Consider the following 13,642-nt stretch of genomic DNA (forward strand, 5'->3'; position numbering starts at 1 on the left):
GTGCCCGGTCAGGCCGCCGGTCCGCGCCAGCGGTAGAGGACGGTCCCGTCGGTGCTGCCGCTCCGGAGCCAGGAGACGGTGACCTCCGTCCGTGAGAGTTCGAGTTGGCTCGCCGACGGCGGACAGACGGTCCCGGCCGTCACTTTCGCCCGGGTCCCGGCCGCGACGGTGGATCCCGAGACCCCGAGCTGGCTCACGTCGAAGCGCTCGCTGACGATGCCGGCACCGCGACAGTCCGCGTTGGTGACGTACACCTTCACGTTCTCGCTGTCGGCCACGTCGCCGCTCTTGAACCTGAGCGTCAGTTCGTGCCCGCTGCTGTCGACGTTGAAATCGCCCTGTACGGCGATGGTCGGCGCCCCCGTCCCCGTCAGTGAGTCCTCGAAGCCGACGAAGAACGTCGCCGCCGTCGCTGCCAGGAGGACGGTGATCGCGACCATCAGGACGACCCCGATAACCGGTGATACGGCTCTTGTGTCTGTTGCGAACATGGTTTCCTTCCCCACGCGCGTCTGTCCGATCCGAAGCCACCCCACGTCGACTCCGACACCCCTTCTGTCGAGTCGACTGGCCCGGACCGCGCCCACACCGCGCGCTTTCGGATCACTTGACTGTCATTGTACATAAATGTTTGTCAAATATACGCCAGTTTGTGTCCAGTGACCGCTTCTGACGCTCGTGCTCGGGCGTCTCGGGGGACGAACCGGACCGGGAGAAGTGGGCTGGCGAAGGGAGGAGTGAGAGTGAGAACGGAGCGGACGGCGGACCCGTCAGTACTTGGGGTCGGCGCCGGTCGTCGCGTACACGTCGTCCATGATGTCGTCGCGCCGGGCCTGCCACTCGGCGAAACCGGCGCGGCTGTCGGGGTAGTCCTCGTAATGATCGAGGACGCGCTCCGCGAGCTGTTTCGTCTCGTAGAGGTCGTAGATAGTGCCCCAGTGACCGACGGACTTGACGGCGGTCTTGAGTTTGAGCCAGAGTCCGATCTCGGTCTCGCCCTCGTAGAGCCCCTCGGCGATCTTCTCGGCCGGCAGGGCCGCCAGCATCCCCATCAGGCTGTCGATGTCGTAGGCCGTCACGAAGATGTTGTACACGTCGAGCGTGGCGAATCGCGCCCCGAAGTGGTCCATGACGTTCTTGTTGTACTCCCAGAGGCGCTCCTCGCTCACGTCGTCGGCCTCGATCGCCTCGATTGCCTGCTCGCCGGCGTACTGACCGGAGTAGGCGGCGCCGCCGATGCCGCCCCCGGTGGTGGGGTTCACGAGCCCGGCGGCGTCGCCCGCGGCGAGGAAGCCCGGTGCGACGGCGGAGTCGTAGGGTCGACGGGTCGGGAGGGCGGCGCCGAGTTTGTCCTCGACGGTGGCGCCCTCGAACTCCTCGCGGTCGCGGAGGTCGCGCTTGAGGTCGTCGACGAGTTCCATGGGTTCCTCGGTCATCTGGAAGCCGAGGCCGGCGTTGATCTCGGTGTCGGTCCGCGGGAAGTACCACAGGTAGCCCGCGGCGCGCTCGGTCGGCTTGAACACGAGCGCGTCGTCCCACTCGACCGGTTCGTCGACGGTGACGACCTCGCGGTAGGCCGAGCAGAACTGCTGGTAGCTGACGTTCGTGTCGAAGGTCGCCCCGTCGAAGTCGATGTTGTCCTGCAGGATGGAGAGCGCGCCCGCGCCGTCGATGACCATCTCGGCCTCGTAGTCGACGGGGTCCCCCTCCTGGACCGCGCGGACGCCCGTGACCGTCCCGTCGTCGTCCTGATGCACGTTCTGGACGACCGTGTCGAAGTGGATCTCGGCGCCGGCATCGGTCGCCCCCTCGATGATGCGTTTCCCGTACTCCCAGCGGTCGATGACGGCGAGTTCGCCGGGCACCGGGATCTCGAGGACGGTGTCCTCCTGTGGGATCTCGAAGCGGCCGTGGTCGACGTCGGTGTTGGTCATCGCGGGCTCGATCTGCGACTTCGGGATGGCGTCCGGGAAGGAACTGGCTCCCTTGAGGGCGTCGCCGCAGGCGATGTGGCCCCCTTCCTCCTCGGGCTTGCGCTCGAGGAGCGCGACGTCGTAGCCCTCGCGGGCGACGGTCGCCGCGGCGTAACAGCCCGCAGTCCCCGCCCCGACGACGACGACGTCGTACTCGCGTGTGGTCATGGTCAATCTTTCGCGGGGGAGGGGGGAAAACTCTTTACCAACGTCGCGACCCTCTGTGGAGGGTTTCCGACCCGCTACCGGCGACCCGACGGCGACCGACGGGCATAAAGAGTTTAGGCGGAGAGCGTCGAACCCGCGGCCATGACCGAGTACACCGTCGAGTTCGTGGGGACCGGCGAGGAGATCACGGTCTCCGACAAGGAGACCGTCCTCAGCCGGTGTATCGAGGAGGGCATCGCGCAGGAGTACTCCTGTCGCGTGGGGATGTGTCTCGCCTGCTCGGCGAAGATCGAAGCGGGCGAGGTGACCCAGCCGGCCGCCCGCGGCCTCACCGAGGAGGAGGCCGAGAACTACGCCCTGACCTGCATGGCCCGCCCGCAGTCCGACCTGAAACTCGACCGCGGCAAGTACCCGCCCAGCATCGAGGGCGACGTGGCCGAAGCCGCCGGCGCCGATCCGGCCTCAGCCGACGACTGAGGGCGCCCCGATGAAGGCCCTCCGCGCGGTCGGCGTCGCCCTCCTGAGTCTCGTCGACGCGCTGGTTCCGTCCGTGCTCGCCGCGCTCGCGACCCTGTTTTTCACCGCGGACGCGACTGTCGGCGCCGAGAACCCCCTGCTCCTGTCGGCCGCCGCGGGCGGGGTGGTGTTCGCCGGAACCCTCACAGTGGGATTCGTCGCGACACTGCTCGGCCACGGGCCGTTCCCCGCGACGCGCGCGACGAAACGAATCTGGCAGTGGTGGCACCGACCGTGGTTCACCGGCCGACGGGGTCGCGGTCGATAGCCCGTGCCGCCGGGGCCGCGGCCGGTGGTCCGTGCCACTGCACCCCACGGCGGCGCAAACGCTTTTCGCGCGGGGCCGGAGCTATCGGATATGAGCGACAGTGTCGGCGAGTTCGTCACACCGCCACCCGCCGAACCGGGCGATCGGGTCGCCGTGATCGCACCGTCCAGCGGCGCGGCGACGGTATACCCGGACGTGTTCGACCTCGCGCTCGAACGCCTCCGCGACCGCTTCGACCTCGACCCCGTCGTCTACGAGACCGCGGAGGCCGACCCGGATCGGCTCCGCGAGAACCCCGAGATGCGCGCCGCGGACGTTCACGAGGCGTTCCGCGATCCCGACATCTCGGCCGTGTTCGCCACCATCGGCGGCGACGACCAGATCCGGGTGCTGAAGCATCTCGACGGCGATATCCTCCGGGAGAACCCGACCCGCTTTTTCGGCATGAGCGACAACACCTGCCTCGCGAGCTACCTCTGGACTCGCGGCGTGGTCTCGTTCTACGGCGGACAGTTACTCAACCAGGTCGGGGTCTCCGGCGAGTTCCCTGAGTACACCGATCGATACCTCCGGCGCGCGCTGTTCGAGGAGTCGGTCGGGGAACTGGAACCGGCCGCGGAGTGGACCGACGACGCGGTCGAGTGGGGTCGCGACGACTACCGCGAGGCGAGCCCCGAGTACGAACCGACCGACGGCTGGCACTGGGACCTACCAGACGAGCAGAGCGGTGAGACAGTCTCCGGCCGGCTCTGGGGCGGTTGTCTCACCGTCCTCCAGTGGGTGCTGGCGACGAATCGGGGACTGCCCGACCCCGAGGCGCTCGACGGCGCGGTCCTCGCGCTGGAGACCTCGGAGGAACTGCCGAGCGACGACGAGGTGCGGCGGATCCTCACTTGCGTCGGCGAGCGCGGCCTGACAGAGCGGTTCGACGCCGTCCTCGTCGGCCGCCCGCAGACCAGGAATCGGGAACGAGAGTACAGCGACGAGGAACGCGAACGGTACCGCACCGACCAGCGGACGGCAATCAGGGAGTGGGTGCGGGCGTACAACCCCGACGTACCGATCGTCTTCGACCTGGACTTCGGCCACACGAACCCGACTGCGCCCGTTCCGATCGGTGGATGCGTCGAGGTCGATACGGACGAGCGGTCTGTCCGGTTCCCCGGAGCGTAGCCCTCCTGCGCGGCGGTCGGTCGGCCGCGGGGCCGTCAGTCCTCGTCGACCGGGTCGAAGGCGTTGTCCCTCGTGGGAAACTCGCCGGACTCGACCTCTTCGACGTACTGCTCGACGGCGTCCCGGATCTCCGCGTCGAGGTCCGCGTACTGCTTCGAGAGGCTGTACGGCTCCGGGCTGAGCCCGAGCACGTCGGTGAGGACGAGCACCTGTCCGTCGACGTAGCGGCCCGACCCGATCCCGATGGTGGGCACGTCGACGCTCTCGCTGATCTCGCGGGCGACGCCCTCGCTGACGGTCTCGAGGACGATGGAGAAGGCGCCCGCCTCCTCCAGTCGCTGGGCGGTCTCGACGAGCGCCTCGCCCGTCGATGAGGTGTCGGTGTCGCGGCCCTGGACGTAGGCACCGCCGATCTCGTTCTTGCGCTGCGGTGTCAGGCCGATGTGTCCCTGAACCGGGATCCCGAGTTCGGTGAGCCGATCCACTATCTCGATGGTCGTCTCGCCGTAGGGTGCGGTCTCGAGTTTCACGGCGTCGGCGCCGGCCTCCTTGAGGAAGCGACCGGCGTTCTCGACGGACTCCGCCATCGACGTGCCGTATGTGAGGAAGGGCAGGTCGGCGATCACGAACGCCTCGTCCGTGCCGCGGACGACCGCGCCGGTGTTCGAGAGCGCCTCCTCCAGCGTGACCGGGAGGGTGTCGTCGTAGCCGAGGTGGTTGTCGCCGGCGCTGTCGCCGACGAGGATCATGTCGACGCCGCCGCGGTCGATCTGCCGAGCGATCGGCGCGTCGTAGGCGGTCAGCATCGTCAACGGCTCGCCCGCGTCGTACTTCTCGTAGAGGTCCGGAATGCTGTTGCGAGACATCGCGAGTGTCCGTACTTCGGCCGCCTCCGGTTTATGTATTGCCGGAGCGCGGCCCGACGTCGACGGGCGGAACGGGGTCGGTACTCACCGACCGTGTCAGGCGCCGCTCACAGACTGTGCCAGCCGCCGCTCACGTGAGGACCGACGACGCCCGGTCCCCCAGCCGGTCGAGAACGTCGCGGCTCAGCGCCTCGTCGGTGCGGTGTGCCCCGAACACGACGCCGTCGGCGTGCGCCTCGACCTGTCGCGCGAGCCCCACCAGCCGGTCCGGCTCGACACCGGAGGCCGAGAGCTGGACGGTCAGCGAGGCGTCCAGCCCGTCGACCTCCGACGCGAACCCGCGAGCGAGCGATTCGACCCAGTAGGTAGTCTCGTAGCCCGCGCCACAGAGCGGCACGAGGAACCCGTCGACGTGGTCGGCGAGCGCCGCCGGATCGAGCCCCGCACGCTCCCGCAGGGCCCCGGGATAGGGGTCGGGATACAGCGTCGCCATGACGTCGCCGTCGGCGCTCTCGGCCGCTTCGGCAGTGAAATCGGTGATCACGGCGGTGCGCCAGTCCGTCCGGTCGTCGTGCTCGCTCTCGGCGAACAGCCGGTCACAGCGGTCGCAGTGGCAGAACGAGTCGCCGGGGAACCCGAGCGTCGTGAGGCGCACGTCCCCGACCGCGCCCGCGGCCTCGACCCGGTCCAGTGTGGTCGCGCGGTAGTCGGAGTCAGTCGGGCAGACGGTGCCCCAGTGGTGGCCCTCGGCCTCGGGCGTCGCGCGGGTACCGTCGGCGTCGACGGCGGCGCGGTCCGGCGACTCCCGGACAGTCGCGGTGTCGCCCCAGCAGGCGACGGAGTTGACGACGCCGGGGAGCGGGTCGCGGCGCGCGCCCGACACCCGGTCGGCGAAGTAGTAGGTTCGGTCACCGACGCCCTCGCGGGCGAGGTCGGCGTCCGCCGTGAGGATACCGTACATGACTATCCGTCCGAGGGGGCGTGACTTAAATCCGGTTCGAGGGGTGGCCGGTCTGGTTCGACGGTCAGATCTGTTCGACGGCGGTATCAGCCGTCGAGTCGGCGCCAGTACAGCGCCAGGTCGAGTTCTGCCTCCTCGAACTCGACGGTCTCCTCGCGGACACAGGAGTAGCCGAGCGACTCGTAGAAGCCGCGCGCCTGTTCGTTCTCGACGCCGGTGTTCAGCACGATGGCGCGATACCCGACCCGGCGCGCCCGGTGCTGGAGCGCTTCGACGAGTCGAGTGCCGAACCCGTGGCCCTGGTACTCGGGTGCGACGCGGAGTCGGGTCAGTTCGGCCGTCCCCGCACGGGCGTCGAACTGCTCGGCCATCCAGCCGTCGAGCGGGCAGTACGCGCCGGTCGCGACGATCCCGCTATCCGGTTCCCGGGTCGCTCCTCCCCGCTCGACCTCGCCTACCAGAAACTCACCGGCGGCATCGATGTAGTGGCCGCGTACGTCGGCGAGATCAGGGTCGGGAGCGTCGGGCACCCACTCCGGCGTCTCGCGCATCGCCACGCGGTTCAGTTCGCGGACGCGCTCGGCGTCGTCGGGCCGGTACCGGCGGACGGTCAGCTCCGGCATGACACTCACGCGGAGGCCACCGCCAACTCGCCGTACACCGGGAACGTCTCACAGAGGTCCGCGACCGTCTCCGCCGCCTCGGCGGCGACGGCCTCGTCCTCGGGCGCGTCGATCACGTCGGCGACGGCGTCTGCGAGGCGCACGGTCGCCGCGGTGTCGAACCCGCGGGTCGTGACGGCGGGCGTCCCGATCCGGAGTCCGCTCCCGACTTTGCCCGAGCGGTCGTCGCCCGGCACCGTCTGCTTGTTGGCGACGAGGCCGACCGCCTCCAGCGCCGCCTCCGCCTCGGCGCCCGTGAGATCGGGGTGGGTCTCCCGGAAGTCAACCAGCGCGAAGTGGACGTCAGTCCCGCCGGAGACGAGTTCGAACCCGCGCGCCTGCAGTCGGTCCGCGAGCGCCTGTGCGTTCTCGACGACTTGCCGGGCGTACGCGTCGAACTCCGGCGCGAGCGCCTCGGCGAAGCCGGCGGCCTTGCCGGCGATATTGTGCACGAGCGGCCCGCCCTGACAGCCCGGCATCACCGCCGTGTCGACGCTGTCGGCCAGTTCCTCGCCGCAGAGGACCATCCCGCCGCGACCGGCGCGGACCGTCTTGTGCGTCGAACCCGTGACCAGATCCGCGACGCCGACAGGGGAGGGATGGACGCCCGCGGCGACGAGGCCGGTGAGGTGTGCGATGTCCGCGACGTGGTGCGCGCCGACCCCATCGGCGATGGCCTGCATCCGCTCCCAGTCGACCTGCCGCGGGTACGCGGAGAACCCGGAGACCACCAGGTCCGGGTCGGTCTCCGCGGCGCGGGCCTCGACGGCGTCGTAGTCGAGTCGCCCCGTCGCCTCGTCGACGCCGTAGTGGACCACGTCGAAGTGCTCGTCGACCGCCGTGTAGGGCTGGCCGTGGCTGAGGTGGCCGCCGTGAGTCATCTCCAGCGAGAGGATCCGGTCCCCCGAGTCCAGCAGCGCCTGATACGCCGCGAAGTTGGCCTGCGTCCCCGAGTGGGGCTGGACGTTGGCGTGCTCGGCGCTGAAGAGGTCGCAGGCGCGCTCCTTCGCGAGGCGCTCGACCGTGTCGGCGTGCTCGCACCCGGCGTAGTAGCGCTCGCCGGGGTTCCCCTCGGCGTACTTGTTCGTGAGCACCGAGCCCTGCGCCGCGAGGACCGCCTCGCTCGCGTAGTTCTCGCTGGCGATCAGCGACAGCGTGTCGCGCTGGCGCGACCGCTCCGACTCCAGCGCCTCGGTCAGGGCGCTGTCCACGGGGGAGAGATCCGTTGGCATACCCGGAGGGTGGCCTGAAGCCTGTATAGATACTGTGCTGACAGGGACCTGTTCGTTTCGACAGTCGACACAGTCGACACAGTCGGCGCCGCCGTGGTCGTCGCGGCTGCCGATCGTCGGGGTTGTCGGTCGTCGCGGCTGCCGATCGTCGCGGCTGTCGGTCGTCGCGGCACGCAACGCGGACGGACCGTCAGTCCAGGAAGTACTCGATGTCGTCGACCGCGTCGCCGTGTGCGTGGTACGCGTCGTCGGGAACCTCGGTGAACCATCCGAGTTCGAGATCCGACCACTCGCCGAAGGTCGGGTCGTCGGCGACGGGTTCGCCCTCGACCGGTTCCGTCCCGACGACGGCGTCGAAACTCGTGGCGGTCCGGTCGGAGTCCGTCCGCAGTTCGTGCGTGATCTCGTTGACCCTGAGGACTTCGGCGGTGGTCACCGCGACGCCGGTCAGGATCTCGCCGATCTCGGCCGCCCTCGCGAGCCAGTCCGCGTCGGCGTCGACGTGCCCGTACGGCAGTCGCCAGCCGTGCGGGCTGTTCATGAGCAAGATCCCGTTCGCGTCGTTCGTGACGCCCACCGCGACGAGTCCCGCCACGCCCGCGAAGTACTCGAAGGCGTCCTCGCCGTCCGTCGTCCGCGTCGCCACGTACTCGACCCCGGGTTCGCCTTCGAGCGTCGCCGGGTCGTGCAAGGCGTCCATGACGAGGGCGTTGTGGGCGGCGGTATTTGTGCGTTCGTACCTCCGCCCGGGACCGGACGAACGCGCCCACTCTCCCCTGTGACCCCCGGTCCGGCGTAGCAGAGTGGTAGATAATTGGTAACAAGTCGCATATCCGAGCGTCTGTTACGTATACCCGTACGCGAGACGCGTGACCGTCAACAGCGCAGTTCGGCGAGCTCATCGACTGGCCGCCAGAGACCGACGATGGCTGAGATAACAGAGATACCCGAGAACCGCGGCAAAACGTACGTCTGCAAGACGTGTGAGGTACAGTTTATCATCCCGGACGACGAGACGGCCGTCTGTTGCCCGATCTGTCGGATGAACCGCATCTATTCGCCGGGGTGAGTCGTTCGGCCGTTCCGACCGGACACCGCCTGCACGACCCGCCCGAGAGGTGCGTGGCGGCTCACTCCCAGAACCCGTCGAACGGGTCGTCGGCCTCGAAGTCGTCCCAGAAGTCGTCGGCGCGGAACTCGTTTTCGGGGTGCATCCGCGCCGGCGGCTCGGCGAACCACGCGGCGCCGTTGAGTTCGCCGGGCTGGACGGCGACGTGACCGCCGGCGTACGCGGCGTCGAAGAAGACGAACAGCGTGTGGAGCCGCTCGTCGTGGTCGCCGGCCGAGTCGGTCCTGACCCGGCGGTAGAGGAACGGGTCGCCGAGTTCGCACTCGACGCTGGTCTCCTCGCGAACCTCCCGAACGGCGGCCTCCTCGTAGGTCTCGCCGTCCTCGCGGCCGCCGCCGGCGAGGCCCCAGCGACTGCTCCCGCGGCCGAGGATCATGAGGACGCGTCGGCCGTCCTCGACGGAATCGGGCATCGACTCCGTGAGCGCGGCCGTCTGGTCGGGGCCGCGGACGACCCACGCGTATCCGCCGCCGGTGTACCCGTCACGGGTAACTTCGAGAAGGTCCTCGAACGTCTCTGCCGACACCTCCTCGTCGACTTCCTGGACGTACGCGCCGCCGTACTCGTCCCGGAGTCGCTCCAGTCGACGCTCGACCGTCTCGCGGTTGACGTGCTCGGAGGGCATCGGTCTCGACCGTCGAGCGGGCCGGTCAAAAACGTATCCCGAGAGAAACCCATCGGCGCTCCTGGCCATCAGCCGTCGATTCCCGTGAAACTCCCCGGATCACCCGATCTCGCCGAGCGAGTCGAACTCGCTCCAGCACTCGCAGTCGAGGTCGTCGATGGAGGTCACCTCGTCCGGCAGGTTCGAGATCGGCATCCCGTCGTCGAATCGGTCACAGTCCTCCCTGTGGACCGAGAAATCGTCGCTCGCCATGACCGGCATGCGCCGACGGAGGACGGATACCGGCAAAAATCCACCGTACCGGTTTCGCGCCGTGAAGTCGGCCGCGAGCCGACGAACTATGTCAACTGTGTCGGGACAATAGTTATGTCGGCGGGCCGAGATGCGGCGGGTATGGAAGTCGCCGAGCGAGTCCACGTCATCCCCGTGGGTTACGAGAACGACCGGATCGTCCTGCCGGCGGTCCGGTTGCGCGCCGACCGCGTCGTCCTCCTGCGCTACGAGGACGAGACAGACCACCCCTCCTACGTGGAGACGGTCCGCGAGCGGCTCGCCGACGAGGGAATCGACCACGAGACGGTGTCGTGCAACATCTTCGACTTCTACGACTCCATCGGGACCGTGGCCGAACTCGCCACCCGTTTCGCCGACCACGAGGTGTACGTCAACCTCGCCTCCGGGTCGAAAGTCACCGCCATCGGCGGCATGATCGCCTGCATGGCGACCGGTGCGACCCCCTACTACGTCCGCGCCCAGCGCTACGCCGCCGAGACCGACGGCGACGTGGCAGAGGGAATCCGCGAGATCACGGAGCTCCCGACCTACCCGATGGAGAGCCCGGAACCCCAGCACGTCGCGGTCATGGACTACCTCGACCGCGAGGACGGCACGCGCAAGCGCGACCTCATCGACTTCGGCAAGAGCGAGGGCCTGCCGTTCATCGCCGAGCGCGACGCCGCGAACAGGAAGAGCGAGTACCGACTCCTCGACAGCCACGTCCTCGGCCCGCTCGAGGGGAACGGCTACGTCGCGCTCGAAGAGGTCGGCCGGTCGACCCGCGTCTCGCTCACCGAGAGCGGCCGCAACACGCTCCGGGCCTTCCGCTATCTCGTCGAGGATAACTGACCGAACGCCAACAGTTTTGACCCCGCCGGTCGGACTCCGGGCATGCGCGCCGCCATCTCTCGCGTCGTCTCCGCACCGCCGGAGACGGTCGCAGACCGGCTCACGCCGGAAGCGGTCGTCGAAGCCGAGGGCGACTTTCGGGTGAAGTCGGTCGAGACCGAACTCGGCCGGACCGTCGTCACCGTGTGGCCGAACGGTCGGATCCTCGCCCCCGAGTTCGTCTTCGAGGAGCGCCCCGACGGCTTCGCCTACCGGCGTTACGGCGAGGGGCAGGGCATCGTGACGGCGGAGACTACTGTGACGCTTCGCCCCGCCGGCGACGGGACCCGAGTCGAGATCGCCTCCGAAGTCGAGACGCCGCTCCCGCTGGTCGGCCGCGTCGCCGCCCGGCGACGCCAGCGCGCTGTCGAACGGATCGCCGGCCGACTCGACGCGATCGTCGGGTGACGAGCGCGGCGTCGCGGTCCCGGAACGACCGACCGAAGCCGGAACCTTGTTGACCGACCTGTGTGATGCGAGCGTATGCCAACCGACGCAGAGCCGTCAGAGGAGCACCGACGAACGCGTCGCCTGGAGACCGACTGGCGCTTCCAGCGCGGCGACGTCGAGGACGGCGCCGACCCCGCACTCGACGACGGCGACTGGGAGACGGTCGACGTCCCGCACGACTGGAGCATCGAGGGGCCGTTCGACCCCGACAACCCCGGCGGCGCGTCGCAGGGCTACGCCACCGAGGGCGTCGGCTGGTATCGCCGCGACCTCCCCGAGGACGTCGACGGCCGGCCGACGCTCCGGTTCGACGGCGTCTACCGCAACTTCGACGTGTACGTCGACGGCGAACACGTCGGCAGTCGCCCCTACGGCTACTCGACGGTCACCTACGACCTCTCCGAGTACGGCGTCGACGGCGGCGAGACCCTGGCCGTCCGCGTCGCCAACGACGAACAGCCACACAGCCGCTGGTACTCCGGGTCGGGCATCTACCGCGACGTCCATCTGACCGAGACCGACTCGGTGGCCGTCGCGCCCTTTGGCACCGACGTGCGGACGAACGCCGTCAACCGCCAGCGCGCCGAGGTGCAGGTGCTGACCGAGGTCGAGAACGCCGAGGCGGCGCCCGTCGACGTCGCCCTGGAGACCGACATCCTCGACGCCGAGGGCGAGGTCGTCGCGACCGCGGGGAGCGAAGCGACGGTCGAACCCGGTTCCCCCGAGAGTTACGAGTTCGAACAGCGCCTCTCCGTCGCCGACCCCGACCGCTGGACGCTCGACGACCCGACCCGCTATTTCGCGCGAAGCGTCGTGTACAGAGGGGGCGAGCCCGTGGACGACTACGTCACGCCGTTCGGGATCCGCACCTTCGAGTGGACCGCCGACGCGGGCTTCTTCCTCAACGGCGAACCCGTCGACATGAAGGGCGTGAACCTCCACCACGACGCGGGCTGTCTCGGCGCGGCCGTCACCGAGCGTGCGCTGGAGCGCCGCCTCGAGACCCTGCAGGAACTGGGCTGTAACGCCGTTCGGACCGCGCACAACCCGCCACAGCCCGAGCTGCTGGACCTCTGTGACCGGATGGGCTTCCTCGTGATCGACGAGGTGTACGACAAGTGGCGCCACGTGGGCGCCGACGAGTGGTTCGACGAGTGGTGGGACCGGGACCTGGCGGCGATGATCGACCGCGACCGCAACCACCCCTCGGTCGTCCTCTGGAGCGTCGGCAACGAGAACTTCGACCAGGGCGAGGACCAGATGATCGATGACCTCGCGATGCTCACGGAGGCCGCCAGCGAGATGGACCCGACGCGGCCCGTCACCTACGGCAACCCGCCGTGGGGCGACGGCACCGAGGGCGTCGTCGACAACATCGAGCGGGTCGCCGAACACGTGGACGTGCTCGTCGGCAACTACCAGGAGCACTGGTACGACGACTACCGCGAGGCGGGCATCGACCTGCCCGTCCTCGGCTCCGAGAACCGCCGCTTCTTCCGCGGGTCGGGCGACGACCCGCTCGCGTTCGTCCCGCGGAACCCGTGGTACGACGTGGAAGAACGCGACGACGTCTGCGGGCAGTTCCTCTGGCCGGGCATCGACTACCTCGGCGAGGCCCGCGACTGGCCGAGCAAGGGCTGGCCCACCGGCCTGATCGACACCACCGGTGCGATCAAGCCCTCGGGGCGGTTCCACCAGGCCGCCTGGTCCGAGGAACCGACCGTGTTCGCCGCCGCCGTCGACCACGAGCGCGACCGGCCCGCCTGCCGACCGGCCTGGAGCGGCCCCCCGTTCTCGGCCCACTGGAACTTCGCGGACCGCGAGGACTCGCAGGGCTTCGTCGACGTCTACACCTTCACGAACGCCGAGACCGTCGAGCTCTACCAGAACGACGAACTGCTGGGCGCACAGCGGTCCGACGACTACGGCCCGCGCCCGATGGAGTGGTGGGTCCCCTACGAGCCCGGGACGCTCCGCGCAGTGGCGAAAGACGACGGCGAGGTCGTCGCCGAGCACGAACTGGAGACCGCCGGCGACCCCGCACGCGTCGAACTCGAAGCGGACCGGGAACGCGTCGCGGCGGACGGCCGGGACCTGGTCTACGTCGAGGCGACCGTCACCGACGACGAGGGGGTGCGCGTCCCGCGCGCAGACCACGAGGTCCGCTTCACAGTCTCCGGTGCGGGCGAGATCGCCGGCGTCGACAACGGCGACCTCGACAGCGACGAGTCGTGGGTCGGCGACACGCGTTCGGCCTACCACGGCACCTGCATCGCGGTCGTGCGGGCGGGCCGGGAGGGCGGAACGGTCGAACTCGCGGCCGAGGCCGACGGGCTGACCGGCGACAGCGTCAGCGTCGCGGTCGAGTCGCACAACTGACCGGCGAGAGGGAGTCTCGACGGCGAGATCTCGGAATTTTCGGATGGCGACACTCTGCCGTCGAGGGCGGATAATC

At 69.2% G+C, this 13,642-nt stretch carries 15 protein-coding genes; 6 read left to right on the forward strand and 9 right to left on the reverse strand.

The features are described from left to right. Positions 1-8: 8 nt before the first annotated feature. Both D1409_RS12145 and D1409_RS12150 read right to left on the reverse strand, forming a co-directional pair. Positions 9-491, reverse strand: coding sequence for a type IV pilin (locus tag D1409_RS12145; RefSeq protein ID WP_123537623.1), 483 nt, complete (start codon positions 489-491; stop codon positions 9-11). 279 nt (positions 492-770) lie between these two features. Beyond that, positions 771-2,141 (reverse strand): geranylgeranyl reductase family protein, encoded by a 1,371-nt coding sequence (locus D1409_RS12150; RefSeq protein ID WP_123537256.1) that lies wholly within the window; start codon positions 2,139-2,141, stop codon positions 771-773. Positions 2,142-2,282: 141 nt separating this feature from the next. Between D1409_RS12150 and D1409_RS12155 the strand changes: the two genes are divergently transcribed. From D1409_RS12155 to D1409_RS12165, 3 genes are all read left to right on the forward strand, one after another. Then, entirely contained in the window at positions 2,283-2,618 is a 336-nt protein-coding gene (locus D1409_RS12155) for a 2Fe-2S iron-sulfur cluster-binding protein (RefSeq protein ID WP_123537257.1), read from the forward strand. 10 nt (positions 2,619-2,628) lie between these two features. After that, a complete protein-coding gene (locus D1409_RS12160; RefSeq protein ID WP_123537258.1) occupies positions 2,629-2,925 on the forward strand; it encodes a type I phosphoribosyltransferase in 297 nt (98 codons plus the stop codon). 90 nt (positions 2,926-3,015) lie between these two features. After that, on the forward strand, positions 3,016-4,098 hold the full coding sequence (locus D1409_RS12165) for a S66 family peptidase (RefSeq protein WP_123537259.1): 1,083 nt from the start codon (positions 3,016-3,018) through the stop codon (positions 4,096-4,098). Between the two features lie 35 nt (positions 4,099-4,133). Here the strand turns inward: D1409_RS12165 and panB are convergent, their stop codons facing one another. The 7 genes from panB to D1409_RS24520 all read right to left on the reverse strand — a co-directional run bounded on the left by panB (position 4,134) and on the right by D1409_RS24520 (position 9,834). After that, positions 4,134-4,964 (reverse strand): 3-methyl-2-oxobutanoate hydroxymethyltransferase, encoded by an 831-nt coding sequence (gene panB / locus D1409_RS12170; protein WP_123537260.1) that lies wholly within the window; start codon positions 4,962-4,964, stop codon positions 4,134-4,136. A 130-nt stretch (positions 4,965-5,094) separates the two neighbouring features. Next, positions 5,095-5,925: a hypothetical protein gene (locus D1409_RS12175; RefSeq protein WP_123537261.1), complete on the reverse strand. Its 831-nt coding sequence runs from the start codon at positions 5,923-5,925 to the stop codon at positions 5,095-5,097. Between the two features lie 86 nt (positions 5,926-6,011). Continuing rightward, positions 6,012-6,548, reverse strand: a complete 537-nt coding sequence (locus tag D1409_RS12180) for a GNAT family N-acetyltransferase (protein WP_123537262.1) — start codon at positions 6,546-6,548, stop codon at positions 6,012-6,014. 5 nt (positions 6,549-6,553) lie between these two features. Beyond that, positions 6,554-7,819 (reverse strand): serine hydroxymethyltransferase, encoded by a 1,266-nt coding sequence (locus D1409_RS12185; RefSeq protein WP_123537263.1) that lies wholly within the window; start codon positions 7,817-7,819, stop codon positions 6,554-6,556. Positions 7,820-8,009: 190 nt separating this feature from the next. Next, complete coding sequence (locus D1409_RS12190; RefSeq protein ID WP_123537264.1) at positions 8,010-8,519, reverse strand: hypothetical protein; 510 nt, start codon at positions 8,517-8,519, stop codon at positions 8,010-8,012. Positions 8,520-8,949: 430 nt separating this feature from the next. Then, positions 8,950-9,573: an NUDIX hydrolase gene (locus D1409_RS12195; protein ID WP_164471660.1), complete on the reverse strand. Its 624-nt coding sequence runs from the start codon at positions 9,571-9,573 to the stop codon at positions 8,950-8,952. A 99-nt stretch (positions 9,574-9,672) separates the two neighbouring features. Next, complete coding sequence (locus tag D1409_RS24520) at positions 9,673-9,834, reverse strand: hypothetical protein (RefSeq protein ID WP_164471661.1); 162 nt, start codon at positions 9,832-9,834, stop codon at positions 9,673-9,675. 132 nt (positions 9,835-9,966) lie between these two features. Here D1409_RS24520 and D1409_RS12200 point away from each other — a divergent pair, with 132 nt between their 5' ends. The 3 genes from D1409_RS12200 to D1409_RS12210 all read left to right on the forward strand — a co-directional run bounded on the left by D1409_RS12200 (position 9,967) and on the right by D1409_RS12210 (position 13,566). Next, on the forward strand, positions 9,967-10,698 hold the full coding sequence (locus D1409_RS12200) for an HFX_2341 family transcriptional regulator domain-containing protein (RefSeq protein WP_123537266.1): 732 nt from the start codon (positions 9,967-9,969) through the stop codon (positions 10,696-10,698). 42 nt (positions 10,699-10,740) lie between these two features. Continuing rightward, positions 10,741-11,145 (forward strand): SRPBCC family protein, encoded by a 405-nt coding sequence (locus D1409_RS12205; RefSeq protein ID WP_123537267.1) that lies wholly within the window; start codon positions 10,741-10,743, stop codon positions 11,143-11,145. A gap of 75 nt (positions 11,146-11,220) precedes the next feature. Beyond that, positions 11,221-13,566, forward strand: a complete 2,346-nt coding sequence (locus D1409_RS12210; protein ID WP_123537268.1) for a glycoside hydrolase family 2 TIM barrel-domain containing protein — start codon at positions 11,221-11,223, stop codon at positions 13,564-13,566. Positions 13,567-13,642: the final 76 nt, after the last annotated feature.

Origin of the sequence: Halosimplex salinum (assembly GCF_003730195.1) — an archaeon.
GTDB lineage: Archaea > Halobacteriota > Halobacteria > Halobacteriales > Haloarculaceae > Halosimplex > Halosimplex salinum.

What these genes read in the sequence shown, in the direction of transcription:
- D1409_RS12190 (WP_123537264.1), bottom strand. Translation starts at nt 8,519, where the DNA reads ATGGACGCCTTGCACGACCCGGCGACGCTCGAAGGCGAACCCGGGGTC.
- panB (WP_123537260.1), bottom strand. Translation starts at nt 4,964, where the DNA reads ATGTCTCGCAACAGCATTCCGGACCTCTACGAGAAGTACGACGCGGGC.
- D1409_RS12200 (WP_123537266.1), top strand. Translation starts at nt 9,967, where the DNA reads ATGGAAGTCGCCGAGCGAGTCCACGTCATCCCCGTGGGTTACGAGAAC.
- D1409_RS12210 (WP_123537268.1), top strand. Translation starts at nt 11,221, where the DNA reads ATGCCAACCGACGCAGAGCCGTCAGAGGAGCACCGACGAACGCGTCGC.
- D1409_RS12165 (WP_123537259.1), top strand. Translation starts at nt 3,016, where the DNA reads ATGAGCGACAGTGTCGGCGAGTTCGTCACACCGCCACCCGCCGAACCG.
- D1409_RS12150 (WP_123537256.1), bottom strand. Translation starts at nt 2,141, where the DNA reads ATGACCACACGCGAGTACGACGTCGTCGTCGTCGGGGCGGGGACTGCG.
- D1409_RS12175 (WP_123537261.1), bottom strand. Translation starts at nt 5,925, where the DNA reads ATGTACGGTATCCTCACGGCGGACGCCGACCTCGCCCGCGAGGGCGTC.
- D1409_RS12205 (WP_123537267.1), top strand. Translation starts at nt 10,741, where the DNA reads ATGCGCGCCGCCATCTCTCGCGTCGTCTCCGCACCGCCGGAGACGGTC.
- D1409_RS12180 (WP_123537262.1), bottom strand. Translation starts at nt 6,548, where the DNA reads ATGCCGGAGCTGACCGTCCGCCGGTACCGGCCCGACGACGCCGAGCGC.
- D1409_RS12155 (WP_123537257.1), top strand. Translation starts at nt 2,283, where the DNA reads ATGACCGAGTACACCGTCGAGTTCGTGGGGACCGGCGAGGAGATCACG.
- D1409_RS12195 (WP_164471660.1), bottom strand. Translation starts at nt 9,573, where the DNA reads ATGCCCTCCGAGCACGTCAACCGCGAGACGGTCGAGCGTCGACTGGAG.
- D1409_RS12145 (WP_123537623.1), bottom strand. Translation starts at nt 491, where the DNA reads ATGTTCGCAACAGACACAAGAGCCGTATCACCGGTTATCGGGGTCGTC.
- D1409_RS12160 (WP_123537258.1), top strand. Translation starts at nt 2,629, where the DNA reads ATGAAGGCCCTCCGCGCGGTCGGCGTCGCCCTCCTGAGTCTCGTCGAC.
- D1409_RS12185 (WP_123537263.1), bottom strand. Translation starts at nt 7,819, where the DNA reads ATGCCAACGGATCTCTCCCCCGTGGACAGCGCCCTGACCGAGGCGCTG.
- D1409_RS24520 (WP_164471661.1), bottom strand. Translation starts at nt 9,834, where the DNA reads ATGCCGGTCATGGCGAGCGACGATTTCTCGGTCCACAGGGAGGACTGT.